The sequence below is a fragment of the Frigoribacterium sp. PhB160 genome (assembly GCF_003751785.1).
Classification (GTDB): Bacteria; Actinomycetota; Actinomycetes; order Actinomycetales; family Microbacteriaceae; genus Frigoribacterium.
Genome location: NZ_RKIE01000002.1, coordinates 504,647 through 527,961, shown reverse-complemented (window position 1 = coordinate 527,961; position 23,315 = coordinate 504,647). Strand labels below are relative to the sequence as shown.

Sequence of the window (23,315 nt, the reverse complement as noted above, 5' to 3'; positions counted from 1 at the left end):
CGTCGGAGGTCGACGGGCGGTGCCTCAGACGACGGGCGTGGCCGTTCCGGGCTGACCGGGCTCGGGCGAGCCGGCGGCTTCGTGGGCCGCGACGAGCTGGCGCACGTCGTCGGCCAGCTGGGCGACGCCCTCGGGCAGCATCTCGAAGCCCTCGCGGTTGCCCGGGTTCACGACGAGGCCGGTCTGCGGCGGGATGGCCTGCACGAGCTCGGCGGCCGGCAGGGTCGCGGAGAACCCGGCGACGCCCTTGACCTGCTCGCCGATCATGTCGGGGTGGGTGAAGGCAGCCAGCATGGGCGTGCCCTCGCGGTCGAAGAGCACGGGCTGCAGGTCGTTCAGCGACGACTGGGCATCGGTGGCCGTCGGCACGACGACCTCGGCGTTCACGAACTCGGCGAGGACGGAGTTCATGTCTCCTTCTCCTGCCTGGCCCTTGCTGATGGCCTGCTCGAGGGCGGTCGGTTCGCGGTTCTCTGTAGCGGTCATCGGACCAGCCTGCCCGGCGAACCTCCGTGTCGCCTCCGTGGCGCGCCCCGGACGGGTGATGGCGCCGGCCGCACGGCGAGGGCTACCCTGAGCCTCCCGTACCCGTCCGTCAGGAGCCCGTCCGTGCCCTCCAAGGCCGTTCTGCTGGTCGCCAGCACCCTCACCGCCGTCCTCCTGCTCGCCGGCTGCGCCGGTGCCGAGCCCGGCGCCTCGGGACCGGGGCAGGGGGCGTCGACCACCGCCTCCGACCCCCTCGTCTCGACGGCGACGCCGCTCACGACGACGGGCGCGGACGCGAGCGAGACCCCGATCCCGACGACGACTCCCCCGGCACCGGCCACCGCCGAGGCGCACGAGGCCCCGCCCGCGTGGGACGCCTGCCTGGCGGCCGTGAAGGCCGAGTACCCCGACCTGCCCTACCTCGACGATGCCTGGGACTACCAGGACGACGACGTGCGCGACTCCGCCACGGGCGCCGTCGTCGAGGTGCGCTTGGGCCACCTCGACGACGGCCGCGTCGCCTCCGCCTTCACCTGCGAGATCGGCGGCACGCCGGAGGCCCCGTCGGTCACGAGGGTCTCCCCGGTCGACGTCTAGGCCGCCGGACGCACCCCGGTCCCGCCCGTCGGCGGCACGGCCGACCCGATCCGGCCCGACCTCAGATGAGGGGCCGGGTGCCCGCGACGACCGTGCCGTCGAGGTCGTCGTCGTGCACGACCTCGGCCGTCAGCCCCGCCGCCGTGAGCAGCGCGGCGGTGGCCCCCGCGCCCCGCTCGCTCGCCTCGATCAGCACGACGCCTCCGGGCCGCAGCCAGCCCGGCGCCGCGGCGGCCAGCCGACGGTGCAGGGCGAGGCCGTCGGCGCCGCCGTCGAGCGCGAGGGCCGGTTCGTGCAGCCGCGCCTCGGGCGGCATCGTCGCGATGGCCGCGGTCGGCACGTAGGGCGCGTTCGCGACGAGCACGTCGACCTCGCCGCGGAGCCGGGCGGGCACCTCGTCGAGGAGGTCGCCGCCGACGACGAGCGCGCGGTCGCCCAGGTTGCGGCGGGCGCCGCGCACCGCCGCGGGGTCGAGGTCGCCCGCGACGAGCTCCAGCCCCGGCCGCCGCGCCAGGAGCGCGGCCGAGACCGCGGCGACGCCGCAGCAGAGCTCGACGACGACGGGCTCGGCGCGACCGGCCAACAGGCGGTCGGCGACGCGCACGAGCAGCTCGGTGCGGCGCCTCGGCACGAAGACGCCGGGCTCGACGACGACCCGCAGCCCGTCGAACGCGACCCAGCCGACCACCTGCTCGAGCGGCTCGCCGGCCACCCGTCGCTCGACCAGCCGGGCGAGGGCGGCGCCGGCGGCGGAGGACGCGAGGAGGCGCGCCTCCTCCTCCGCGAACACGCACCCCGCCGCCCGCAGCCGCGACGTGATCGCGCCCAGGTCGCCCCGGTCGCCCGCCGCCGTGCCCCCGTCGTCCGTCACGGGGCCAGCGTAGGCTGACGCGGCACGCCGCCGACGGCCCGAGGGAGATCGATGAAGCCGCTGACCGAGGACGACATCCGCGAGTCGTTCGTCAACGCCCTGCCGGGCGACCTCGACCGCCTGCCGATCCCCGGCCTGCACGAGATGCTCTGGCCCGACCGCGAGTTCCTCGGCTGGCGCGACCCGCAGGCCCACCAGCGCGGCTACATCGTGCACTGGATGGACGACCGACCCGTCGGGCTCGTCGTCCGGTCGTCGGGGTCGTCGCTGCGACCGGGCATCGCCGCGATGTGCTCGCTCTGCCACTCGCCCCAGCCCGCCACGCAGGTGCGGCTCTTCACGGCTCCGAAGGCGGGCGACGCCGGGCTCGACGGCAACACCGTCGGCACCTACATCTGCGAAGACCTGGCCTGCTCGATCCTCATCCGGGTGGCGCCGCCGCACCTCAACCCGCCCGAGCAGATCGAGCGGCGTGCCTCGGGCCTGGCCGACCGCGTGCGCGGCTTCACCCAGACCGTGATGAAGACGGCGTGAGCGGCCGTCCCGGCGACGGGGGCGACCTCGTGGTCGCGCACCGCGCCTCCTGACCGATCCCCCACCCCCGACCGAGAGCGAGCCACCGTGTCCGTCGTCAAGATCAACGCCATCCACGTCCCCGAGGGCTCGGGCGCCGAGCTGGAGTCGCGCTTCGCGGCGCGCAAGCACGCGGTCGACGGCGCACCGGGGTTCGAGGGGTTCCAGCTGCTGCGCCCGGTGTCGGGCGACACGCGCTACTTCGTCGTGACGACCTGGGCCGACGAACAGGCCTTCCAGGCCTGGTCGGCGAACGGGGCCGCGGCCGCTCACTCCGGCCCGCCTGCCGGGCACGGCGGGCAGGCCGACGGCGCCGGTGAGGGCGACGCGCCGCGCCGCCCCGTCGCGACCGGCGCCGACCTGCTCGAGTTCGAGGTCGTCGAGCTCTGACCACGCGGCCGCCGACGCCTCGGGGCGGGTCGCTCGACGTCGAACGACGAGCACCGGCGTCCCCAGTCGCTTCCAGGCTTCGCGCGTAGCTTGCCGCCCTGGTCGTCGACCCGTCCGGGTCCGACACGAGAGGTCTCGATCACCATGAAGAAGTCAGCCCGCTGGTCCCTCGCCGCCGCCGTCCCCGTCGCGGTCGTCGCCGCCGGCATCGTCGTGCCCGCGGTCTCGGCGAACGCCGAGGTCGTCCTGCCCGAGAAGAGCCCCCAGCAGGTGCTGGAGCTCGCCGCGTCGAGCGGCGGCACCGCCTTCTCCGGCACCGTCGAGCAGACGAGCGACCTCGGCCTGCCCGAGGTCCCCGCGTCCGCCCAGGGCGGTGCGGGCGGCGACTCGACGGCCGACGCCCTCGAGCTGCTCACCGGCAGCCACACGGCGAAGGTCTTCGTCGACGGCGCCTCGAAGCAGCGCGTCCAGCTCGTCGAGGACCTCGCCGAGCGCGACGTCGTCCGCGACGGCACCAGCGTCTGGGGCTGGGACTCGTCCTCGAAGGAGGCGACCCACCTGACCCTGCCCGACACGAGCGGCGTCGAGGTGCCCACCGTCCTCCCCGACGGCACCGCGGTGCCGCAGACCCCCGCCGAGCTCGCCGCGGCCCTCATCGCCGCGGTCGAGCCGACCACGACGGTGACGGCGACCGACAACGTCGAGGTCGCAGGCCGCTCGGCCTACCAGGTCGTGCTCACGCCGAAGGACGACGCCACCCTCGTCGCGAGCGCGACCCTCACGGTCGACAGCGAGACGGGCGTGCCGCTCAAGGTGGTCGTCGCCGCGAAGGGCCAGGCCGACCCGGCCGTGTCGGTGGGCTTCACGTCAGTCGACTTCTCGGCCCCCGCCTCCTCCGTCTTCGACTTCACGCCGCCGGCGGGCGCCGAGGTCACCGAGGTCGCCGCACCCGACGGGGCGCACGACCGTGCGCACGCGGCTCGCGACGCCGGCGACGCGCCGGTCGTCGTCGGCTCGGGCTGGAGCACGGTCGTCGGCACGAGCGTGCCCGCCGCGACGGGCGCCTCCGCGTCGGACGAGGCGTCGAGCCTGCTCGACCAGATGACCACCGCGGTCGACGGCGGCCGCGTCGTCGAGACGTCGCTGCTCTCGGTCTACCTCGGGGACGACGGTCGCGTCTGGGCCGGCGCGGTCGACGCGGCGACCCTCCAGGCGGCGGTCGCCGGTCGGTGACCGCCCCGTCCGCCCGTCCGTCGGGGCCGGCACCGGCCGCGGGATCGCCCTCCGTCGGGGCCGACCCGTCGCTCGCCGTGCAGACCACCGGCCTCACGAAGGCGTTCGGCAAGCAGCGTGCCGTGGCCGACGTCGACCTCGCCGTGCCGGTCGGCAGCGTCTACGGCTTCCTCGGGCCGAACGGCTCGGGCAAGACGAGCACGATCCGCATGCTGCTGGGGCTCACGTCGGCGACGAGCGGCGACATCCGGGTGCTGGGCGGGTCGATGCCCGACCGAGCCCGGGACGTCCTGCCCCGGGTCGGCGCACTCGTGGAGGGCCCGGCGTTCTACCCGTTCCTCTCCGGCCGGGCCAACCTCGTGCGCCTCGACTCGGGTGACCGACGAGCACCGGCCTCGTCCCGTCGCGCCCGCGTCGCCGCGGCCCTCGACCGGGTCGGCCTCGGGCACGCCGCCGACAAGAAGGCGCACGCGTACTCACTCGGCATGAAGCAGCGCCTCGGCATCGCCAACGCCCTGCTCATGCCCCGCGACCTGCTCGTGCTCGACGAGCCGAGCAACGGCCTCGACCCGCAGGGCACCCGGGAGGTCCGCAGTCTCGTGCGGTCGCTCGCCGACGACGGGACGACGATCTTCGTCTCGAGCCACCTCCTGGCCGAGGTCGAGCAGATGTGCACGCACATCGGCGTGATGAGCGCGGGCCGGCTGCTCACGCAGGGCACGCTCGACGACCTCCGTGCCCTCGGCGCCCACCGCGTCCGCGTCCTCACCCCCGACCCCGACGCCGCCCACGACGTCCTCGTGCGCCTGGGGCTCCGGCCGGAGGCGCGCGACCGCCACCTGCAGCCGCCCGAGACCGCGACGGGCTCGGCCCGCGTCGAGGCCGAGCTCACCGTCGAGGGCCTCACGCCCGAGGCGATCGTCGCGGCTCTCGTCGCCGACGACGTGCGCGTGCGCGGCTTCGAGGTGGCCGGCGCCAGCCTCGAGGACCGCTTCGTCGACCTGACCGGGGAGGGCTTCGATGTCGCCGGCTGACCGCTTCCCCTCGGCCCCGGACGGCCCTGCGCCCGAGGGCTCCGACCCCGGCGGCGCGGCGGTCGTCGGCGCCTCGGCCGCGGCGCCCGAGCGTCGCGGCTCGGGCCTCGCGCTCCTCGGCAGCGAGGTGGTCGTGCTCTTCCGGCGCGTGCGGACGATCGCCCTGCTCGCGGCGCTCGCCCTCATCCCGATCCTCCTGGCCGTCGCCGTCCGCGTGACCACCGGCAGCGACTCGGGGCGCGGTCCGGCCTTCCTCGGCGACATCACGCAGAACGGCCTGTTCGTCTCGTTGACGGCGCTCACCGTCGCCATCCCGCTCTTCCTGCCGCTGACCGTCGGCGTCGTCGCGGGCGACACCATCGCCGGGGAGGCGTCGCTCGGCACCCTGCGCTACCTGCTGGTGTCCCCGGTGGGCCGGGTGCGCCTCCTGCTCGTGAAGTACGCGGGTGCGGCCCTGTTCTGCCTCGTCGGCACGCTCACGGTGGTCGTCGTGGGGGCGATCGCGGGGGCGGCGCTGTTCCCCGTGGGGCCCGTGACCCTGCTGTCGGGACAGACCATCGGCTTCGGCGACTACGCCGGGCGCCTGTTGCTCATGGCGCTCTACGTGACGGTGTCGCTGCTCGGGCTCAGCGCGATCGGCCTCTTCGTCTCGACCCTGACGAGCGTGCCGGTCGGGGCGATGGCCGCGACCATCGTGCTCTCGACCGTGGCCCAGATCGTCGACGCGCTGCCGCAGCTCGACGTGCTCGACCCGTGGCTCTTCACGCACTACTGGCTCGGCTTCGCCGACCTGATGCGCGACCCCGTCTCGTGGTCGGCCTTCGCGGACAACGCCCTGCTGCAGGCGGGCTACGTGCTCGTCTTCGGCGCGCTCGCGATCGGGCGCTTCACGACGAAGGACGTCCTGAGCTGAGGCCGGCCGCGACGGTCAGACGCCGAGGGCGCCGGTCGGCAGCAGGGCGTGGACGCCCCAGGTCTGGTTCGCGACCTGCGTGACGCGCAGGTCGACGACGGCGCTGGCGAAGGCGAGGGAGGTCGCCCGGTCGACGTCGAGCAGCTCGGCCAGCCAGGTCACCATCGCGTCGAGCGCGTCGCCCGACGCCACGTCGAGGTCGGCGTCGAAGCCGAACGTGACCCGGCCGGCCGGGGTCTCGGCGTGCACCGAGGCCAGCGGGCGGGCGTCGGCCAGGGTGATCCGCGCCTCCGTGGTCATGCCGCACTCGATCGCCGTGCCGCCGACCTCGCCGTCGCCCTGGGCGGCGTGGCCGTCGCCGAGGTACAGGAGGGCGTCGTCGACCTGCGCGGGCAGCCAGAGGGTCGAGCCCGCGACCAGCTCGCGGCAGTCGACGTTGCCGCCGGCCTCGGCGCGCGGCGGGATCGTCGAGTGCTCGCCCGGCTCGGCCGGGGCCACGCCGGTCACTCCGAGGAAGGGCGCGGTCGGCACCCGCGGCCCGCGGCTCTCGACCGCCACGCCCGCCTCGGCGTCGATCCGCCAGAGCAGCCAGGCCGGGTCGACGTCGACGAGGCCGAGGCGCGTCGTCACGGGGGTCTCTCGGCCGCCGGCGACGGTCCAGCCCCAGTCGTCGGGGCGCAGGTCGACGAAGGTCACGCCGACCATCTGCCCGGGTCGCGCGCCGCGCACGGCGATGGGCCCGGTGAGGGCGTGGCCCCGCGGCTCGGGGAAGAGCCGCGGCACGACCTCGCCCGGCACGGTCTGGGGGGCGAGGTGGCCCGACGCGTCGAGCGAGCGGACGACGACCTCGTCGCCGGGCTCGATCGTGAGCACGGGCGCGTGGTCGCGCGAGAAGCAGTCGTGGGCCGTCTCGGCCGTGGGCTCGAGCACGTGGCGGGTCACGACGCGGACCCTGCCGCCCCGACCGGGGTCGCACCCGTGGCGGCGGCGGCGGCCGCGGCCGACGGCACGACGACCGGCGGCGTCGACCGCAGCTCGTCGACGACCTCGCGCGGCGCGGTGCGGCTGAGGTAGCCGAGGCGCGACTCGCGGACGTGCCAGCCCATCAGCTCGGCGGCGCGGTCGACGTCGCCGGCGTCGACGGCCGCGAGGATGCGGCGGTGGTCGGGCCAGAGGCGCTTGCCGCGCGAGAACGCGTCGAGGGCGTACAGCCACTCGATCTTCGCCGAGAGCTGGCGCAGCAGGGTGCCGAGCGTCGTGCTGCCGCTCAGCTCGGCGACGCCCAGGTGGAAGCGCTCGTTGAGCTCGACGAGCCGGTCGAGGTCGCCGCGCTCGACGGCCGCGTCGCCGTCGTCGAGGATCTGCTCGAGGCCGCGCCGCACCCGCCACCAGTCGTCGGGCGGCACGTCGCTGCTGAACAGCGAGCGGGCCCGCAGCGCCGCGCGGCGGGCCGTCGCGATCTCGAGCGCCTCGCGCACGGCGAAGAGGTCGTCGGCCTCGTCGACCGGGATGGCCGCGACCGTCGACCCGACGTTCGGCCGCGACTCGACGAAGCCCTCGGCCTCGAGCCCGCGCAGCGCCTCCCGCACCGGCACGCGCGAGACGCCGTACCGCTCGGCCAGCGCCGCCTCGGTGATGCGCGTCCCCGGCTGCAGCACGCCGGCCACGATGTCGGCCCGCACGGCGTCGACGATGCTCAGCACGCGCCGCCGCCGGCCGGGGAGGGAGCGGCGGAGGCGCGCGCCGGGGAGGTCGGGATCAGGTCAGACGACCAGGCTGGCACCGGGGATCGCTCCTAGCAGCTTGCGGGTGTACTCGTCCTGCGGGGCGAGGAAGACGTCGTCGACGCTGCCGCGCTCGACGATGCGGCCCTGCCGCATGACGACCACACTATGGGCGATCTGGCGCACGACCGCGAGGTCGTGGGTGATGAACAGGTAACTCAGCCCGAGCCGCTGCTGGAGCTCCGCGAGCAGGTCGAGGATCTGCTCCTGCACGAGGACGTCGAGCGCCGAGACCGCCTCGTCGCAGATGAGCAGCTCGGGCTCGAGGGCGAGCGCCCGGGCGATCGCCACGCGCTGCCGCTGCCCGCCCGACAGCTCGTTCGGCCGGCTCTGCGCCACCGAGCGCGGCAGGGCGACCTGGTCGAGCAGCTCGGCGACGCGCTCGCGGCGCGCGGCGCGGTCGCCGACCCCGAAGATGCGCAGCGGCTCGTCGACGAGGCGCTCGACGCTGTAGGTGGGGTCGAGCGAGCCGTACGGGTCCTGGAAGACCGGCTGCACGCGCCGACGGAGGGCGTGGCGGGCGGCGCCGCGGCTGGCGGTGATGCTCTCGCCGTCGACGAGCGCCGTGCCCGACGTGGCCGCCTCGATGCCGAGGACGATCCGCGCGAGCGTGGTCTTGCCCGAGCCGGACTCGCCCACCACCGCCGTCGTCGTGCCCCGCGGCACCTCGAGGGAGACGCCGTCGACGGCGCGGACGGTCTCGCCGCGTCGGCCCCGCAGGCGGTACTCCTTCACCAGGTCGGCGACCACGAGGATGGGGTCGGCGCGCGCCTCCCCCGGTCCGGTGCCGACGGCCTCGTCGTCCCGCAGGGCGGCGGCCGCGGCGACCGTGGGGGCGGCCGCGACGAGGCGCTTCGTGTACTCGTGCTGCGGGTCGAGCAGGATCTGCCGCGGTGTGCCCTGCTCGACGACGCGGCCGTCGAGCATGACGACGATGCGGTCGGTGCGGTCGGCGGCGACGCCGAGGTCGTGCGTGATGAAGAGCAGCGACGTGCCGTGCGCGTCGACGAGCGTCTGCAGGTGGTCGAGGATCTGCCGCTGCACCGTCACGTCGAGGGCGCTCGTCGGCTCGTCGGCGATGAGCAGCTCGGGGTCGCGGGCGAGGGCGATCGCGATGAGCACGCGCTGGCGCATGCCGCCCGAGAACTCGTGCGGGTACTGGCCCGCTCGGCGCTCGGCGTCGGGGATGCCCGCCTCGGCCATGAGCTCGACGACGCGGCGCCCGACGACGGCCCGGCCCCGGGCTCCCCCGGCCCGCAGGGCGTCGGCGATCTGGGCCCCGACCGTCATCGACGGGTTGAGGTTCGTCGACGGGTCCTGCGGCACGAGGCCGATGCGCGCGCCGCGCACCTGCCGCATGCGCGCCTCCCCGGCGCCGGTCAGCTCGTCGTCGCCGAGGCGGATGCTGCCCCCGGTCACGTGGCCCGCACCCGGCAGCAGCTGCAGCACGGCGGCCACCACGGTCGACTTGCCCGAGCCGGACTGCCCGACGATGGCGACCCGCTCGCCGCGGCCCACCGTGAGGTCGACGCCGTGCACGACCTCGGTCGAGCCGAACGCGACGGTCAGGTCGCGCACGGTGAGCAGGGCTCCCGTCGCGGCCTCGCTGCTCGCCTGGGTCACGGTGCTCGTCTCGGTCACGGTGCTCGTCTCGGTCACGGTGCTCGTCTCGGTCTCAGCGTCCTGCGGCATAGGCCTGCGCTCCTCGGGGGTTGGCGGCGGCGCCCAGCACGCCGGTCGCGGGGTCTCGGGTGACGCTCGAGAGGCGGCCGAGCGACCAGTCTCCCGAGCGGGTGACGCGGTGGCCCAGGGCCTCGAGGCCGGCGATGACGTCGTCGCCGAGGCGGTCCTCGACGACGACGCCGCCCGGCGTCCAGGTGCGCGGCCAGAACGAGCCGGGGAACGACGTCGTGTGCAGGGCCGGCGCGTCGATCGCCTGCTGCGGGCTCCAGCCGCCGACGATCGTCCGCAGCAGGTAGAGCAGCTGCCACTGGTCCTGCTGGTCGCCGCCGGGCGAGCCGAGCGCGACGACCGGCTCGCCGTCCCGAAGCACGAGGGTCGGCGTCAGGGTCGTGCGGGGGCGCTTGCCGGGCTCGAGTGTCGAGGCGGTGCCCTCCTCGAGCCACGCCATCTGCAGCCGGCTGCCGAGGCAGAAGCCGATCTCGGGGATCGTCGGCGACGACTGCAGCCAGCCGCCCGACGGCGTCGCCGAGACGATGTTGCCCCAGCGGTCGACGACGTCGAGGTGGCAGGTGTCGCCGCGGGCCTCGCCCGTCGGGGCGACGACGGGGTCGGTGCCGTGCTCCGTGCCCTCGGCCGAGTCGTCGGCCGGCACCACGGGGGCGACCGCCTCGAACGCCCCGACGGTGGGCTCCCCGACGCCCGAGGCCGCACCGGCGTCGTGCTCGGTGCGGAGGGCCGGGAGGCGACCCGCGCCTCCCACGCTGCCGGGTCGCAGCTCGAGCGACGCCCGCGGTCCGATCAGGGCGCGGCGCTCGGCGGCGTACTCGGCCGAGAGCAGCCGGTCGAGCGGCACGTCGTGGTCGCCGTAGTAGGCCTCACGATCGGCCATCGCGAGCTTCTGCGCCTCGAGCACCGTGTGGGCACCCTCGACGGTCGACGGGTCGAGCAGCTCGTCCGGCAGCGCGTCGAGCATCGCCAGCACCTCGAGCAGCGCGGGCCCCTGGCCCCAGGCGCCGGTCTTGGCGACGACGTGGCCGCGGAAGGCGACGGTGGCCGCCTCCTCCGTGCTGGCCCGGAAGGCCGCCAGGTCGGAGGCGCGGATCACGCCGGCGTGGTCGGTCCCGCTCGCATGGCGGTGCGGGGTGCGCACGAACGCGTCGACCGACCGGGCGACGAGGCCCTCGGCCCACTCGGTGCGGGCGGCGTCGACGCGGGCACGACGGACGGCGGCGACCGCCTCGGGGGCGGCGTCGGCGGCGGCGGCGGGGACCGCGCCTCCGGCCTGCACCAGTCCGTCGAGGACCCGGGCGTACGCCTCGTTCGTGACCGTGCTGCCCGGCGCGGGGGCGGCGCCGTCGACGAGCCAGCGGTCGGCGGAGGTCGGCCAGTGCTCGGTGAAGAGCTCCGCGACCGTCTCGATCGTCGCGGCGACACGGGCCGTGAGCGGGTGGCCGTCGCGGGCGTAGCCGATCGCGTAGGCGAGCACGTCGGCGAGCTCCCACGTGCCGTGGTCGCGGAGCAGCAGCAGCCACGCGTCGACGGCGCCCGGCACGGCCGCGGCGAGCGCCCCCGAGCCCGGCACGAGGTCGAGGCCCTCGGCGCGGTAGTGCTCGACGGTCGCGGCGGCGGGCGCGGGGCCCTGGCCCATCAGCACGACGGGACGGTCCGGCTCGGCGGCCGTGGCGAACACGGCGGTCATGTCGCCGCCGGGCCCGTTGAGGTGCGGCTCGACGACGTGCAGCACGAACGCGCCCGCGACGGCCGCGTCGAAGGCGTTGCCGCCGCGCTCGAGCACCGCCTGCGCCGAGGCGGTGGCCAGCCAGTGCGTCGAGGCCGTCATGCCGAAGGTGCCGACGAGGTTGGGGCGGGTGGTGAACGCCGGAGGCGCGGTGTACGTCACGGTCGGTTCCGTTCGCTGGAGGTGGGGTCGAGCGCGTCGCGGAGGGCGTCGCCGAACAGGTTGAAGCCGAGGCAGATGACGGCGATGGCGACGCCCGGCACGACGGCCGCGTACGGCGCCCGGGCGAGGTACTGCTGCGCGTCGGAGAGCATGATGCCGAGGCTCGCGGTGGGCGGCTGGATGCCGAGCCCGAGGAACGACAGCAGGGCCTCGCCGATCACCGCGACCGGCATGATCACCGTCGCCTGGACGATGATCGCCGAGACGCAGTTCGGCAGCACGTGCTGGAAGATCACGCGGAGGCCCGTGGCGTCCATCGTGCGGGCGCTCAGCACGAAGTCGGTCGAGCGGATGCGCATCGTCTCGCCGCGCACCACGCGGATCATCGTCGGGATCTGCGCGATGCCGAGCGCGACCACCGCGTTGCCGAGGCTCGGGCCGCTGATGGCGGCGAGCGCGACGGCGATGATGAGGAAGGGGAACGCGAGCATGACGTCGGTCAGCCGGGACACGATCGCGTCGAGCCAGCGCCAGTAGCCCGCGACGAGGCCGAGCGGGGTGCCGACCACGACGGCGAGCAGCACGCTGAGCACCCCGACGACGAGCGAGACGCGGATGCCGTACGCCGTGCGCGAGAGGATGTCGCGGCCCAGGTCGTCCGTGCCGAGCAGGAACCCGACGGTGCCGGGCAGCTGGAACGGGGTGTCGAAGTGCACCTCGGTCGGGCCGTACGGCGCGATGACCGGGGCGAGCGCTCCCGCCGCGACCACGACGAGCAGCATGACGGCGCCGGCGATGCCGAGCTTGTTGCGGCGCAGCTGGCCCCAGACGCGTCCCCGGGCGGAGCCCAGCTCGGCCGTGCTGGGCGTGGGGGTCTCGACGACGGTCATCAGGAGGCTCCTCCGACTCGGATGCGGGGGTTGAGGACGCTGTAGAGCACGTCGACGACCAGGTTGATGACGATGTAGCCGAGCGTGATGACGAGCACGACCGCCTGCACGACCGGGTAGTCGCGGGTGAAGACGGAGTCGAGCGTGAGCTTGCCGAAGCCCGGCAGCGCGAAGATGCGCTCGGTGACGACGGCGCCCGAGATGAGGCCGCCGAGCTGCAGGCCGACGATCGTCACGACGACGATCATCGAGTTGCGGAGCCCGTAGCGCAGCAGCACGCGCGGCCGTCCGAGGCCCTTCGCCCGGGCCGTGCGGACGTAGTCGGTCTTCATCGTCTCGATCATCGAGGCGCGGGTCTGCCGCATGATCACGGCCGCGAGCGAGGTGCCGAGGATCAGCGCCGGCAGCGTGAGGTGCACGAGCGCCTGCCACGGGTCGACGCTGACGGGGACGTACCCGGAGGCGGGGAACAGGCCGAGCCCGACCGCCAGCCAGAGGATGGCGAGGATGCCCAGCCAGAAGTTCGGCACGCTGAGGCCGACCAGCGCGGCCGCGTTGGCCATCCACTCGGGCCAGCGTCCGCGGTGGCGCTCGGCGAGCACGCCGAGCGCCACCCCGACGACGACCGCCACGACGATGGCGTAGAGCGCGAGCCAGAGGGTGACCGGCAGGGTCGCCCCGATCAGCTCGGTGACCGGCGTGCCGGTGCGGGTCGACTCGCCGATGTCGCCGCGGAGGAACGCTCCGGCGAAGCGGAGGTACTGCACCACGAGCGAGTCGTTGAGCCCGAGCTCGGAGCGGATCGCCGCGAGCTGCTCGGCGCTGGCCTCCTCGCCCGCCAGGGCGAGGGCCGGGTCGCCCGGCAGCTGGCGCACGCCGACGAAGACGACGACCGAGGCGAGCACGAGCGTGACGGCGGACTGCCACAGGCGGGTGAGGAGGTACCGGGTCATGTCGGTCAGCTCGCCTCGACGAAGGCGGCGTCGCTCAGGCGGACCACGCCGTCGGCGTAGGTCGAGACCCCGGCGATGTCGTTCGACAGCGCCGTGAGGCTGCGCACGCGGTAGAGGTAGATGATCGGGGCGTCCTCCTGCACCTTCTCGACGACCTGGCCGTAGAGGTCGGCGCGCTCGTCGACGTCCGTCGACGCCGCGGCGTCGCCCAGCAGCTCGTCCACCTCGGCGTCGCTGTAGCCGCTGTAGTTGTTGCCGGCGCCCGTGGCGAGGAAGTTGTACATGTTGCCGTTCGGGTCGATGCGGCCCGACCAGCCGAGCTGGAGCGCCTCGAAGTCGCCCTCGGTCTGCACGTCGAGCAGCGTCGAGTACTCGACCGGCGTGATGGTGAGCTCGAAGCCGCCCTCCGCGACCTGGGCCTGCAGGGCCTGGGCGAAGCGGACGGTGTCGGGGTTGTTGCTCACCTGCATGTCGATGGCGAGCGGCGTCGTGACGCCGGCGTCCTCGAGCATCTGCTTCGCCGCCTCGGGGTCGGTCTCGGGGCAGGCGTCGCTGGCGTCGGTCGCGTACGGGCTGCTCGGCGAGATCGGCGAGCAGGCCGGGTCGTACAGGCCGCCGAAGACGGTGTCGACGAGCGCCTGGCGGTCGATCGACATCGAGAGCGCCTGGCGGATCGTGGCGTCGCTCGCGAGCGGCGTGTCGATCTGCACGGGGTCGGTGCCGACGCCGTCCTGGTTGCCGATGTTGACGGTGAGGCCCTGGTAGCCGAGCGAGCCGACCTCGAGCACGGTCAGCGAGTCGTCGTCGCGGAGCGTGCCGACGTCCTGCGTCGACATCGAGTCGGCCACCTGCACGTCGCCCGACTGCAGGTTGGCGGCGCGGATGCTGGCGTCGGTGATGATGCGGTACGTGATGGTGTCGAAGTGCGCCGACTCGGCGTCGTAGTAGCCCGGGTCGCGCTCGACGGTGATCGAGGTCTGCGGCACGCGCTCGACGAACTTGTAGGGGCCGACGCAGACGGGGGCGTCGCCGAACGAGTCGCCGGCCGCGGCGAGGGCCGTCGGCGACATGATCATGCCGGCGCGGTCGGCGAGCGCCGCGGTGAGCGGGGCGAACGGCTCGGAGTAGGTGACCTCGACGGTCGCGTCGTCGACGGCGGTGACGGCCGTGATCGGGCCGAGCTCGCTGCGCCTCGACGAGTCCTCCTTCTCGAGGCCGCGCTGGATCGTCGTGACGACCGCCTCGGCGTCGAGCGGGGTGCCGTCGGCGAAGACCGCGTCGGTGCGCACGGGGAAGGTGACGGTGAGGCCGTCGTCGCTGACGTCGGGCAGCTCGGTCGCGAGCATGGGCACGATGTCGCCCTCGGCGTCGATGTCGTAGAGCTTCTGGCACATCGTCTCCATCACGTAGCGCGTGTAGAGCGACGACGAGGTGGTGGGGTCGAGACGGTCGGGCTCGGCCGAGAGGGCCATGACGAGGTCGCCGCCCTCGACGATCGTGGCGTCGCCGATCGGCGCGGTCGAGATGTCCTCGCGCGTGCCGGGGTCGGCCGCCTCGGTGGTCTGGACCTGCTGGCAGCCGGTCACCGCGAGGACGATCCCGAGCGCGGCGGCCGGCAGCGCGAGGCGGCGGCCGAAGGGGAGACGACCCGGGAGGAGGCGCCGTGGGGACGTGGTTCGAGGCATGCGTGATCCAATGCTCGGGAGAGGTGCGGGGTGGATTGAATACAATCAGCCCCACAGGACCGCTTTCGTATACATCGTGTTACGGGCGTGTAAAACGTCCGAGGCTCGAGGCCCGCCCCGCGGCGTGCGTCGTGCAGCCGACCCGCACCCGGTGGGGGCATGATCGGAGGAGCCCCCGACCCGATTGGACCGAGCCCCGTGAGCACCAGCGACGAAGTCGACCTGATCATCGACGCCTGGGCGCGCGTGCGCCCCGACATCGACTTCGCGGCCCTCGACGTCTTCTCGCGGCTGCGCCGCGTCTCGCGCCGGCTCGACCGGGTGCGCGCCCAGGCCTTCAGCCACTCGGGCCTCGAGATCTGGGAGTTCGACGTGCTGTCCACGCTCCGCCGCGCGGGCGAGCCGTTCGAGCTCAGCCCGAAGGAGCTCGTCACGGCGACCATGGTCACGAGCGGCACCATGACCAACCGCCTCGACCGGCTCGTCGAGCGTCAGCTCGTCGAGCGCAAGGCCGACCCGCGCGACGGCCGTGCCGCCCGCATCTGCATCACGCCGGCGGGCATCGAGCGCGTCGACGCCGCCATGCTCGACCTGCTCGCCGCCGAGGAGTCGCCGCTCTCGTCGCTGACCCGCACGCAGCAAGACCAGCTCGCCGACCTGCTGCGCGTGCTCGGGGCCGAGTTCACCAGCTGACCGGGCGGGCCTGCCGCGCAGGTCAGAACGCCGACGAGGGCAGGTCCTTCTCGCCGTCCACGATCGCCGTGACGATCCGCTCCGCGACGGCGTCGGGGTCGAGGGCCGCCCCGAACGACGGTGCCGTGCCCGCGACGGGGTGGTCGGCGAGACCGGTCTCCGTGTGGCCGGGGCGAGCGTCGAGCACGCGCACTCCGCGCCTCCGGAACTCACGGGAGGCGGCGCTCACGAACGCGGCCAGGCCGGCCTTCGACGCCGAGTACGCGGCCATGCCCGCCGTCGGCGACTCCGACACGACGCCGCTGATCGTGACGACGAACGGCTCGCGGCCGTCGGCGGCGGACGCGGCGAGCGCCTCGGCCCCGTCGCGGAGCAGCCGGACCGGCGCGAGGAAGTTGGTCTGCACGAGCTCGTCGAGCGTCTCGTCGGCCACGGCGTCGGCCGGGCCGAAGGCGACGACGCCCGCGGCGACGACGATGCCGTCGAGCCGGCCGTGGGCCTGGAGCGCCGCGCTGACGAGCGAGGCCGGGCCGGTGGGCTCGCGCAGGTCGGCGACGTAGGCGTCCGGCCCGGTGAGGGCCCCGCCGGCACGTCCGGCCCGCACGACGGTCGCGCCGCGCTCGGCGAGCCGGGCGGCGACGCGGGAGCCGAGTCCGCCGGAGGCGCCGGCCACGAGCACGACGGCTCCGCTGAGTTCGGTCATGGGTCGACCGTACGCGCGAGGGCCGTCGACGCGCCGGGAGGGACCGGCGAGGTCAGGCGCGGGGCGGGGCCGGGGGCGTCCACACGGCGTCGGGGCCGACGGCCCGGGCGATCCGTCCCGCGATCGCCCCGAGCTGCCGGGCCTGCCGGTCGGTGAGCGCGTCGAAGACGACCCGCTGCACGAGTGCCTGGTGCCCCGGCGTCGCGGCTGACACCCGCACGCGCCCGAGGGCGGTCAGGGTGCCGAGCGTGAAGCGGCCGTCGCCCGGGTCGACCGAGCGCTCGACGAGGCCGTCGCGCTCGAGCCGGGTGACGGCCCGCGACAGGCGCGACAGGGTGCAGCTCGCGTAGGCCGCGAGCGTGCTGAGGCGCAGGGTGCGCTCGGGCGCCGAGTCGAGGGCCACGAGCACGCCGTACTCGAAGTGCGTGAGGCCGCTGTCGCGCTGCAGCTGGGCGTCGAGGGCGGCGGGCAGCCGCTCGAGCACGGTGGCGAGCGAGGCCCACGCGGCGAGGTCGTCGGGGCGGAGGGTCATGCCCCGAGCGTACGGTCGATGACTTGCCTGAGCAAGTCATGCTCGCTAGCGTGAGTTGCTCAGCAAGTGATCGGCGCCTCCGCGCCGGGACGGAGGGACCCATGGACCTGCAGCTGCGGGACACCACCGCGTTCGTGAGCGGCTCGACCGCGGGCATCGGCTACGCCGTCGCCGCGGCGCTCGCCGCCGAGGGCGTCGCGGTCACGCTGAACGGACGCACCGACGACCGGGTGGAGGCGGCCGTCGCCCGCCTGCGCGCCGAGCGTCCCGGCGCCGTGGTCTCGGGCGTCGCGGCCGACTTCGCCGACCCGGCGGCGGTCGCACGCCTCGTCGGGCGGCTCGGGGACGTCGACGTGCTGGTGAACAACGTCGGGCTGTTCGGGCTGGCGCCCTTCGGGTCCGTCGACGACGCCGAGTGGCAGCGGTACTTCGAGGTCAACGTCATGAGCGGGGTGCGGTTGTCGCGCGCGCTGCTGCCCGGCATGCTCGAGCGCGGCCACGGTCGCGTGGTCTTCGTCAGCAGCGAGTCGGGGGTGTCGGTCCCGGCCGACATGGTCCATTACGGCGTGACCAAGGCGGCGGTGATCGCCCTCGGCAACGGCCTGGCGAAGACGACCCGCGGCACGGCCGTCACGGTGAACACGGTGCTCGGCGGGCCGACCTGGTCCGACGGCGTCGCGGCCACGGTCGAGGGCATCGCCGAGGCGCAGGGGGCGCCGGTCGCCGCGGTCCGCGACGCCGTCATCGGGCAGAACGCGACGACGCTGGTCGAGCGCTTCCTCGACCCGACGGAGATCGCGTCGCTCGTCGCCTACCTCGCGAGCCCGCTGGCCTCGGCGACGAACGGCGCCGCCCTCCGCGCCGACGGCGGGGTGCTCACGACGACGACGTGACCCCGGGGCGGCCGCGCGGCCCCCGGCGGCGGCCACGGCGGCGGCCACGGCGGCGGACCGCGGCCGTCACGGTGCGGGCGTGATCGTGACCGGGGCCTCGGCGCTCGTCTCGTCGCCGCCCGTCGACGCGACCCGCAGCGTCGCAGGGCCGACCGCGAGGTCGTCGGGCAGGTCGAACGTGCCGCTGACCGTGGAGCGGGGGCCGGTCGGCTCGGGGCGCCCGAGGACGACCGACTCGCCGCCGGCGATGCTGACGAGGCTGACGGTGACGTCCTCGGCGGCGCGGTTCGTGCCCCCGGTGTCCTCACAGGTCTGCGTCATCCACTCGACCGAGAGCTGCACCTCTCCCCCGGGCTCGAGGAGCGAGTCGCCGAGCTCGATCGTCGGGGCCGCACACGACGCCGACGCGCCGCCCGTCGCCCCGCCCGCGCAGGCCGTGAGGGCGAGCCCGGCCACGAGCAGGCCGCCGAGGGCCGCGACCGCACGGTGCCACGTCGTCTCCATGCCCTCATCCGACCACGACCACGCCACCGCCGACGTCACGATCGCGTACCGACCTGCGGCCGCCGTCAGACGAGACCACGCCGCCTCGGCACGACGAGCGGCGTCCCCGTCACCGGGTCGGGCACGACGACGCACGGCAGGTCGAACACGCGCTCGACGAGCTCGGCCGTGAGCACCTCGGCCGGGCTGCCGGTGACGACGACCTCCCCGTCGCGCATGACGATGAGGTCGGTCGCGTAGCGCGCCGCCTGCGCGAGGTCGTGCAGCACCGCGACGACGGTCGTGCCACGGGCGTGCAGCCGGGCGAAGAGGTCGAGCAGGTCGTACTGGTGCGCGATGTCGAGGAACGTCGTCGGCTCGTCGAGCAGCAGCACCGACGTCTGCTGCGCGAGGGCCGTGGCGACCCAGACGCGCTGCCGCTGGCCGCCCGAGAGCTCGTCGACCGGCACGTCGACGAGGTCGGTGAGGTCGGTCTCGGCGAGGGCCGTCGCCACGGCGTCGCGGTCGGCCTCCGACCACTGGCGGAACAGCCCCTGGTGCGGGTACCGGCCCCGCGAGACGAGCTCGCCGACCGTGATGCCCTCGGGGGCCTGCGACGACTGGGGCAGCAGCCCGACCGTGCGCGCCGCCTCCTTCGCGGGCACGCGGGCCAGGTCGCGGCCGTCGAGCAGCACGCTGCCCGACCGGGGCGTGAGGAGGCGTGCGAACGCCCGCAGGAGGGTCGACTTGCCGCAGGCGTTCGGCCCGACGATCACGGTGAACGAGCCGTCGCGGACGCTCGCGTCGATCGACTCGGAGACCGTGCGGCGCTCGTAGGCGAGGTGGGCGCCCCGGGCCTCGAGGCGGGGCGCGCCCCCCTCGCCCGGGGTGGTCGGGTGGATGTCGGTCACGGTGCCCTCCGGCTCTCTCCGACGAGCAGGACGACGAGGTACGCCCCGCCGATGACCAGGGTGACGAGCCCCACCGGCACGGGGTTCGCGGCGACGTGCTGCGCGACGACGTCGGCGACGAGCAGCAGCAGGGCCCCGGTCGGCGCAGCGGCCGCGAGCGGCACCCCGGCCGACCGGGTCAGGCGGCGGGCCAGCTGCGGCGCGGCGAGCGCGACGAAGACGATCGGCCCGGTGCTCGCCGTCACGACCGCGGTCAGGGCGACCCCGACGACCACGAGCGCGAGGCGCGACCGTTCGGTGCGGAGGCCGTGCGACCGGGCCACGTCGTCGCCGAGCTCGAGCTGCCGCAGGGGCCGGGCGAGCAGCGCCGTCGCCGCGCCGAGCACGACGAGCAGCAGGGCGGCGGGCACGAGCTCCGACCAGCCGACGAGGGCGAGCGAGCCCGCGCCCCAGAACGAGGCGGTGATGGCGACCTCGGTCTGGGCGCGCAGCAGCAGCCAGGTGTTGACCGAGTGCAGCACGGCCGTGACGCCGATGCCGACGATGATGAGGCGGAGCCCCTCGACTCCCCCGCGGTACGCGAGCAGGTAGACGACGAACGCCGTGACGAGCCCGCCGAGCAGCGCGCCCCCGGCCGTGCCCACCGACGAGGTCGCGCCCGAGACGATGACGACGATCGCGCCCGTGTACGCCCCGGTCGAGAAGCCGATGACGTCGGGCGAGCCGAGCGGGTTGCGGGTCAGCGACTGGAAGACCGCGCCCGACGCCCCGAGCGCCGCCCCGAACGCGAGCGCGGCGAGCACGCGGGGCAGCCGCCAGCCGAGCACGATCGTCGAGGCGAAGCCGTCCTGGCCGGTGAGGGCGCGCACGACCTCGAGCGGCGACAGCGGGTAGTCGCCGAGCCCGAGCGCGACGACCGCGGCGACGACCGCCAGCACGGCGACCGCGATCGTCGCGAGGCGTCGACGGCGTCGCGGGCTCCGCACCCCCGACGAGGAGGCGCGCGTCGACACCGCGCTCACCGCGCGCTCCCGGGGCGGCGGCGCGCGATCGCGATCAGCACCGGTGCGCCGACGGCGGCCACCACGAGCCCGGCCGCCAGCTCGCCCGGGGGCGCGACCACGCGGCCGACGACGTCGGCGAGCAGGAGCAGCACCGGCCCGAGGACCGCCGACAGGCCGATGGTCCACGGCTGGCTCGCGCCCACGACGCCGCGGGCGAGGTGCGCGACCATGAGGCCCAGGAAGGCGACCGGGCCCATGACGGCGGTCGCGCCTCCGGCCAGCAGGGTGACGACGACGAGGGCGACGACGCGCACGGTCGGCACCGAGACGCCCACCGACGACGCGTGGTCGTCGCCGAGGGCGACCGCGTCGAGCGGCCGCGAGGCGACGAGCGCGACGACGACGCCGGCGACGACGAACGGCGCGACCGTGGCGACGGGCGCCCAGCCGCGGTCGGCGAGCGAGCCGACCTCCCACGCGCGGACGGCGTCGAAGCGGCGCGGGTCGGCGAGCACGATGGCCGAGGTGACGCCGCTCAGCACGGCGCCGAGCGCGAGCCCGGCCAGAGTGAGGCGTGCGGGGCTGCCGCCCGACCGCCCGGCCCCGCCGATCAGCGACACGGCGACCGTCGCGAGGGCGGCGCCGGCGAACGACGCCCAGACCCAGCCCGACGGCGCGGTGACGCCCGCGAAGCCGACGGCGAGCGACACGGCGAAGGCGCTGCCCGAGGTGACGCCGAGGATCCCGGGGTCGGCGAGCGGATTGCGGGTGACGGCCTGCGCGACCGCGCCGGCGACCCCGAGGCCGGCACCGGCGACCAGGGCGGCGGCCGTGCGCGGCAGGCGCAGGTCGAGCACGGCGGTGACGTCGGCCGCGGACGCGCCCGACCCGTCGGCGCCGCCGGTCACGATCCGCACCACGGCGTCGAGCGGCACGGGGCGCGCGCCGACCGCGAGGCTGAGCAGCACCGCCACGACGAGCAGCCCGAGCGCGGCGAGCAGCCAGGCGAGGCGGGCGGCGGCCCGACGACCGCCCGATGCCGACGCCCCGGCCCGGACGACGCCGGGTGGGGTGGAGGTCGCCATGCCCATTAGCTTAGGCTAACCTCACCTGGGTCTCCGCCTCGTGCGGACGGCCCCTCCCCCAGCACGACCGACGGCCGGCCCGGCCCCGTCGACCCTCCCTGCCCCCGACCCCTCGAGGACCTCATGCGCACCCCCGTCAAGCTCGCCGCCGTCCTGGCCGTGGCGACCCTCGCCCTCACCGGCTGCTCCGCCGGCGCCCCGTCCTCCGACGCCCCGTCGGGGTCGGCCGCCCCCGCCGCGACCGACTCCTTCCCGCTGACCGTCGACACGAAGTTCGGCGAGGTGACCGTCGACCAGCAGCCCGAGCGGGTCGTCGCGCTCGGCTGGGGCGACGCCGAGACCGCGCTGGCGCTGGGCGTGCAGCCGGTGGGCGCCTCCGACTGGCTGGCGTTCGGCGACGACGCGGACGGCGTCGGCCCCTGGGCGCAGGGCCTCTACGACCGGTCCCCCGAGATCATCGGCACGCTCGACCCGTCGTACGAGGCGATCGCGGCCCTCCAGCCCGACCTCATCCTCGACACCAAGGGCTCGGGCGACCAGGACCGCTACGACCGCCTCTCGAGCATCGCGACCACCGTCGGCGTGCCCGAGGGCGGCGACAACTACCTGACCGACTTCGAGGACCAGATGGAGCTCGTCTCCTCCGCGCTCGGCCTGTCGGCGGAGGGCGACCGCCTCGTCGACCAGAGCGAGGCCGAGGTCGAGGCCGCCGCCGACGCCCACCCCGAGTGGGACGGGAAGACGGTCACCGCCGCCACGAAGACCAGCGAGGGCTGGGGCGCCTACGTCGAGGGCTCGGAGCGCGTCGGGCTCCTCGAGGACCTCGGGTTCGAGCAGAACCCCGGCATCGCGGCCCTGCCGGCCAACTCGGGCGGCTTCTCGGTCACCATCTCGTCCGAGCAGCTCGACGTGATCGACGCCGACGTCATCGTCGCCTTCCCGATCTACATCGACACGACCGAGATCACGGACGACCCGCAGTGGCTCGCCCTGCCCGCCGTCGAGGCCGGGCACGACGTCGTCATCGACGGCGACGTCTCGTCGGCCTACTCGCTCGGCACCTCGCTCTCGCGCACCTATGCCCTCGAGGAGCTCGTGCCGCTGCTCGAGGCGGCGACGCAGAGCTGACCGTGACGACCCTGCCGACCGAGCCCGCCCGCCCCGAGCGCGCCCCGCGGGCCGCCCGCAGCCAGCACGTGTTCGTCGTCGACCGCACCGAGCGGCTCAGCCCGCACCTCATGCGCGTGCACCTCGGCGGCGAGGCCGTCGACGGGTTCCTCGAGGCGGGCGCCGAGCAGCTCGAGGCGACCGACGCGTACGTCAAGCTGCTGCTGCCGCGCCCCGGCTCGTCGCTCGTGCCGCCGTTCGACCTCGACGCGCTGCGCACGCGGGTCGCCGCCGACGAGCTGCCGGTGCGGCGCACCTACACGATCCGGTCGGTCGACCGAGCTGCCCGCACGATCGCGATCGACTTCGTCGTGCACGGCGACGTCGGGGTGGCGGGCCCCTGGGCCCTGGCCGCGCGGCCGGGCGACCTGCTCGCGACGTCGAGCCCGGGCGGGCTCTGGCGTCCGTCGGCCGACCCGGCCGTGCCCGACCTGCTGCTCGGTGACGACTCGGCCCTGCCGGCGATCGCCGCCGCCCTCGAGCGGATGCCCGCCGGGGCCACGGGGCTCGCCCTCGTCGAGGTCGAGGGCCCGGCCGACGAGCTCGCCCTCGAGCACCCGGAGGGCGTCGAGCTCCGCTGGCTGCACCGCGGCGACGCGGTGCCCGGGACGCTCCTGCTCGAGGCGCTCCGCGCCCTCGACGTGCCGACCGGGCCGGTCGTCGTCTTCGCGCACGGCGAGCGCGGGATGGTCAAGGAGGCGCGGGTCGTCCTCCACGACACGTGGCGCCTGGACCGCGCCTCCCTCTCGATCTCGGCGTACTGGGCGCTGGGGCGCGAGGAGGACCGCTTCCAGGCCGAGAAGCGCGAGCCGGTCGGGGCCATCTTCGCCGACTGACGCTCGGTAAGCTGTC

The 23,315-nt window shown here is 75.2% G+C and carries 25 protein-coding genes; 10 read left to right on the top strand and 15 right to left on the bottom strand.

The annotated features are described in order from the left end of the window. Positions 1 to 24: 24 nt before the first annotated feature. The gene (locus EDF38_RS11475) at positions 25 to 486 is read right to left on the bottom strand and encodes an SseB family protein (protein WP_123355532.1); all 462 of its coding nucleotides are present in this window, start codon (positions 484 to 486) and stop codon (positions 25 to 27) included. Between the two features lie 123 nt (positions 487 to 609). Here EDF38_RS11475 and EDF38_RS11470 point away from each other — a divergent pair, with 123 nt between their 5' ends. Beyond that, positions 610 to 1,083 (top strand): hypothetical protein, encoded by a 474-nt coding sequence (locus EDF38_RS11470; RefSeq protein ID WP_123355531.1) that lies wholly within the window; start codon positions 610 to 612, stop codon positions 1,081 to 1,083. Positions 1,084 to 1,144: 61 nt separating this feature from the next. Here EDF38_RS11470 and EDF38_RS11465 read toward each other — a convergent pair whose 3' ends face one another. Continuing rightward, positions 1,145 to 1,954, bottom strand: coding sequence for a putative protein N(5)-glutamine methyltransferase (locus EDF38_RS11465; RefSeq protein ID WP_233572401.1), 810 nt, complete (start codon positions 1,952 to 1,954; stop codon positions 1,145 to 1,147). Between the two features lie 51 nt (positions 1,955 to 2,005). Between EDF38_RS11465 and EDF38_RS11460 the strand changes: the two genes are divergently transcribed. The 5 genes from EDF38_RS11460 to EDF38_RS11440 all read left to right on the top strand — a co-directional run bounded on the left by EDF38_RS11460 (position 2,006) and on the right by EDF38_RS11440 (position 6,097). Beyond that, positions 2,006 to 2,488, top strand: coding sequence for an FBP domain-containing protein (locus EDF38_RS11460; protein ID WP_123355530.1), 483 nt, complete (start codon positions 2,006 to 2,008; stop codon positions 2,486 to 2,488). An 87-nt stretch (positions 2,489 to 2,575) separates the two neighbouring features. Then, positions 2,576 to 2,917, top strand: coding sequence for an antibiotic biosynthesis monooxygenase (locus EDF38_RS11455; RefSeq protein ID WP_123355529.1), 342 nt, complete (start codon positions 2,576 to 2,578; stop codon positions 2,915 to 2,917). A 144-nt stretch (positions 2,918 to 3,061) separates the two neighbouring features. After that, entirely contained in the window at positions 3,062 to 4,150 is a 1,089-nt protein-coding gene (locus EDF38_RS11450; RefSeq protein WP_123355528.1) for a DUF2092 domain-containing protein, read from the top strand. Further along, entirely contained in the window at positions 4,147 to 5,184 is a 1,038-nt protein-coding gene (locus EDF38_RS11445) for an ABC transporter ATP-binding protein (protein WP_123355527.1), read from the top strand. The genes EDF38_RS11450 and EDF38_RS11445 overlap by 4 nt, the downstream gene beginning before the upstream one ends. Beyond that, on the top strand, positions 5,171 to 6,097 hold the full coding sequence (locus tag EDF38_RS11440; protein ID WP_123355526.1) for an ABC transporter permease: 927 nt from the start codon (positions 5,171 to 5,173) through the stop codon (positions 6,095 to 6,097). The genes EDF38_RS11445 and EDF38_RS11440 overlap by 14 nt, the downstream gene beginning before the upstream one ends. Positions 6,098 to 6,112: 15 nt before the next feature. Here EDF38_RS11440 and EDF38_RS11435 read toward each other — a convergent pair whose 3' ends face one another. Genes EDF38_RS11435 through EDF38_RS11405 form a run of 7 tightly spaced genes read right to left on the bottom strand, consistent with a single transcriptional unit; the run spans position 6,113 to position 14,992 of the window. Further along, on the bottom strand, positions 6,113 to 7,039 hold the full coding sequence (locus EDF38_RS11435) for an acetamidase/formamidase family protein (RefSeq protein WP_123355525.1): 927 nt from the start codon (positions 7,037 to 7,039) through the stop codon (positions 6,113 to 6,115). Then, positions 7,036 to 7,800 (bottom strand): GntR family transcriptional regulator, encoded by a 765-nt coding sequence (locus tag EDF38_RS11430; protein WP_233572400.1) that lies wholly within the window; start codon positions 7,798 to 7,800, stop codon positions 7,036 to 7,038. Before EDF38_RS11430 ends, EDF38_RS11435 begins: the two co-directional genes overlap by 4 nt. A gap of 60 nt (positions 7,801 to 7,860) precedes the next feature. Next, complete coding sequence (locus EDF38_RS11425; RefSeq protein WP_123355524.1) at positions 7,861 to 9,573, bottom strand: ABC transporter ATP-binding protein; 1,713 nt, start codon at positions 9,571 to 9,573, stop codon at positions 7,861 to 7,863. After that, positions 9,557 to 11,464 carry a gamma-glutamyltransferase family protein gene (locus tag EDF38_RS11420; RefSeq protein WP_123355523.1) on the bottom strand — a complete coding sequence of 636 codons (1,908 nt, stop codon included), beginning with the start codon at positions 11,462 to 11,464 and terminating at the stop codon, positions 9,557 to 9,559. Before EDF38_RS11420 ends, EDF38_RS11425 begins: the two co-directional genes overlap by 17 nt. Beyond that, the gene (locus EDF38_RS11415) at positions 11,461 to 12,354 is read right to left on the bottom strand and encodes an ABC transporter permease (protein ID WP_123355522.1); all 894 of its coding nucleotides are present in this window, start codon (positions 12,352 to 12,354) and stop codon (positions 11,461 to 11,463) included. Before EDF38_RS11415 ends, EDF38_RS11420 begins: the two co-directional genes overlap by 4 nt. Then, positions 12,354 to 13,307 (bottom strand): ABC transporter permease, encoded by a 954-nt coding sequence (locus EDF38_RS11410; RefSeq protein ID WP_123355521.1) that lies wholly within the window; start codon positions 13,305 to 13,307, stop codon positions 12,354 to 12,356. Before EDF38_RS11410 ends, EDF38_RS11415 begins: the two co-directional genes overlap by 1 nt. 5 nt (positions 13,308 to 13,312) lie before the next feature. Beyond that, entirely contained in the window at positions 13,313 to 14,992 is a 1,680-nt protein-coding gene (locus tag EDF38_RS11405; RefSeq protein ID WP_123355520.1) for an ABC transporter substrate-binding protein, read from the bottom strand. A 198-nt stretch (positions 14,993 to 15,190) separates the two neighbouring features. Here EDF38_RS11405 and EDF38_RS11400 point away from each other — a divergent pair, with 198 nt between their 5' ends. Beyond that, positions 15,191 to 15,685 carry a MarR family winged helix-turn-helix transcriptional regulator gene (locus tag EDF38_RS11400; RefSeq protein WP_304984656.1) on the top strand — a complete coding sequence of 165 codons (495 nt, stop codon included), beginning with the start codon at positions 15,191 to 15,193 and terminating at the stop codon, positions 15,683 to 15,685. Positions 15,686 to 15,707: 22 nt separating this feature from the next. Here the strand turns inward: EDF38_RS11400 and EDF38_RS11395 are convergent, their stop codons facing one another. Further along, positions 15,708 to 16,388 (bottom strand): SDR family oxidoreductase, encoded by a 681-nt coding sequence (locus EDF38_RS11395; RefSeq protein WP_199734708.1) that lies wholly within the window; start codon positions 16,386 to 16,388, stop codon positions 15,708 to 15,710. 52 nt (positions 16,389 to 16,440) lie between these two features. Continuing rightward, positions 16,441 to 16,920 carry a MarR family winged helix-turn-helix transcriptional regulator gene (locus tag EDF38_RS11390; RefSeq protein WP_123355518.1) on the bottom strand — a complete coding sequence of 160 codons (480 nt, stop codon included), beginning with the start codon at positions 16,918 to 16,920 and terminating at the stop codon, positions 16,441 to 16,443. 101 nt (positions 16,921 to 17,021) lie between these two features. Here EDF38_RS11390 and EDF38_RS11385 point away from each other — a divergent pair, with 101 nt between their 5' ends. Continuing rightward, positions 17,022 to 17,813, top strand: coding sequence for an SDR family NAD(P)-dependent oxidoreductase (locus EDF38_RS11385; RefSeq protein WP_123355517.1), 792 nt, complete (start codon positions 17,022 to 17,024; stop codon positions 17,811 to 17,813). 66 nt (positions 17,814 to 17,879) lie between these two features. Here EDF38_RS11385 and EDF38_RS11375 read toward each other — a convergent pair whose 3' ends face one another. The 4 genes from EDF38_RS11375 to EDF38_RS11360 all read right to left on the bottom strand — a co-directional run bounded on the left by EDF38_RS11375 (position 17,880) and on the right by EDF38_RS11360 (position 21,296). Continuing rightward, on the bottom strand, positions 17,880 to 18,317 hold the full coding sequence (locus tag EDF38_RS11375; RefSeq protein WP_123355516.1) for a hypothetical protein: 438 nt from the start codon (positions 18,315 to 18,317) through the stop codon (positions 17,880 to 17,882). A gap of 65 nt (positions 18,318 to 18,382) precedes the next feature. Next, positions 18,383 to 19,207 (bottom strand): ABC transporter ATP-binding protein, encoded by an 825-nt coding sequence (locus EDF38_RS11370; protein ID WP_199734706.1) that lies wholly within the window; start codon positions 19,205 to 19,207, stop codon positions 18,383 to 18,385. Continuing rightward, entirely contained in the window at positions 19,204 to 20,229 is a 1,026-nt protein-coding gene (locus EDF38_RS11365; RefSeq protein ID WP_123355515.1) for an iron chelate uptake ABC transporter family permease subunit, read from the bottom strand. Before EDF38_RS11365 ends, EDF38_RS11370 begins: the two co-directional genes overlap by 4 nt. Beyond that, positions 20,226 to 21,296, bottom strand: coding sequence for an iron ABC transporter permease (locus tag EDF38_RS11360; RefSeq protein WP_123355994.1), 1,071 nt, complete (start codon positions 21,294 to 21,296; stop codon positions 20,226 to 20,228). The genes EDF38_RS11365 and EDF38_RS11360 overlap by 4 nt, the downstream gene beginning before the upstream one ends. A gap of 123 nt (positions 21,297 to 21,419) precedes the next feature. Here EDF38_RS11360 and EDF38_RS11355 point away from each other — a divergent pair, with 123 nt between their 5' ends. Together EDF38_RS11355 and EDF38_RS11350 are read left to right on the top strand one after the other, a co-directional pair. Then, entirely contained in the window at positions 21,420 to 22,424 is a 1,005-nt protein-coding gene (locus EDF38_RS11355) for an iron-siderophore ABC transporter substrate-binding protein (protein ID WP_123355514.1), read from the top strand. Positions 22,425 to 22,426: 2 nt separating this feature from the next. Next, positions 22,427 to 23,299, top strand: coding sequence for a siderophore-interacting protein (locus EDF38_RS11350; protein WP_233572399.1), 873 nt, complete (start codon positions 22,427 to 22,429; stop codon positions 23,297 to 23,299). Positions 23,300 to 23,315 lie beyond the last annotated feature (16 nt).

What these genes read in the sequence shown, in the direction of transcription:
- EDF38_RS11440 (WP_123355526.1), top strand. Translation starts at nt 5,171, where the DNA reads ATGTCGCCGGCTGACCGCTTCCCCTCGGCCCCGGACGGCCCTGCGCCC.
- EDF38_RS11405 (WP_123355520.1), bottom strand. Translation starts at nt 14,992, where the DNA reads ATGCCTCGAACCACGTCCCCACGGCGCCTCCTCCCGGGTCGTCTCCCC.
- EDF38_RS11450 (WP_123355528.1), top strand. Translation starts at nt 3,062, where the DNA reads ATGAAGAAGTCAGCCCGCTGGTCCCTCGCCGCCGCCGTCCCCGTCGCG.
- EDF38_RS11415 (WP_123355522.1), bottom strand. Translation starts at nt 12,354, where the DNA reads ATGACCGTCGTCGAGACCCCCACGCCCAGCACGGCCGAGCTGGGCTCC.
- EDF38_RS11390 (WP_123355518.1), bottom strand. Translation starts at nt 16,920, where the DNA reads ATGACCCTCCGCCCCGACGACCTCGCCGCGTGGGCCTCGCTCGCCACC.
- EDF38_RS11475 (WP_123355532.1), bottom strand. Translation starts at nt 486, where the DNA reads ATGACCGCTACAGAGAACCGCGAACCGACCGCCCTCGAGCAGGCCATC.
- EDF38_RS11425 (WP_123355524.1), bottom strand. Translation starts at nt 9,573, where the DNA reads ATGCCGCAGGACGCTGAGACCGAGACGAGCACCGTGACCGAGACGAGC.
- EDF38_RS11360 (WP_123355994.1), bottom strand. Translation starts at nt 21,296, where the DNA reads ATGGCGACCTCCACCCCACCCGGCGTCGTCCGGGCCGGGGCGTCGGCA.
- EDF38_RS11460 (WP_123355530.1), top strand. Translation starts at nt 2,006, where the DNA reads ATGAAGCCGCTGACCGAGGACGACATCCGCGAGTCGTTCGTCAACGCC.
- EDF38_RS11355 (WP_123355514.1), top strand. Translation starts at nt 21,420, where the DNA reads ATGCGCACCCCCGTCAAGCTCGCCGCCGTCCTGGCCGTGGCGACCCTC.
- EDF38_RS11410 (WP_123355521.1), bottom strand. Translation starts at nt 13,307, where the DNA reads ATGACCCGGTACCTCCTCACCCGCCTGTGGCAGTCCGCCGTCACGCTC.
- EDF38_RS11395 (WP_199734708.1), bottom strand. Translation starts at nt 16,388, where the DNA reads ATGACCGAACTCAGCGGAGCCGTCGTGCTCGTGGCCGGCGCCTCCGGC.
- EDF38_RS11375 (WP_123355516.1), bottom strand. Translation starts at nt 18,317, where the DNA reads ATGGAGACGACGTGGCACCGTGCGGTCGCGGCCCTCGGCGGCCTGCTC.
- EDF38_RS11385 (WP_123355517.1), top strand. Translation starts at nt 17,022, where the DNA reads ATGGACCTGCAGCTGCGGGACACCACCGCGTTCGTGAGCGGCTCGACC.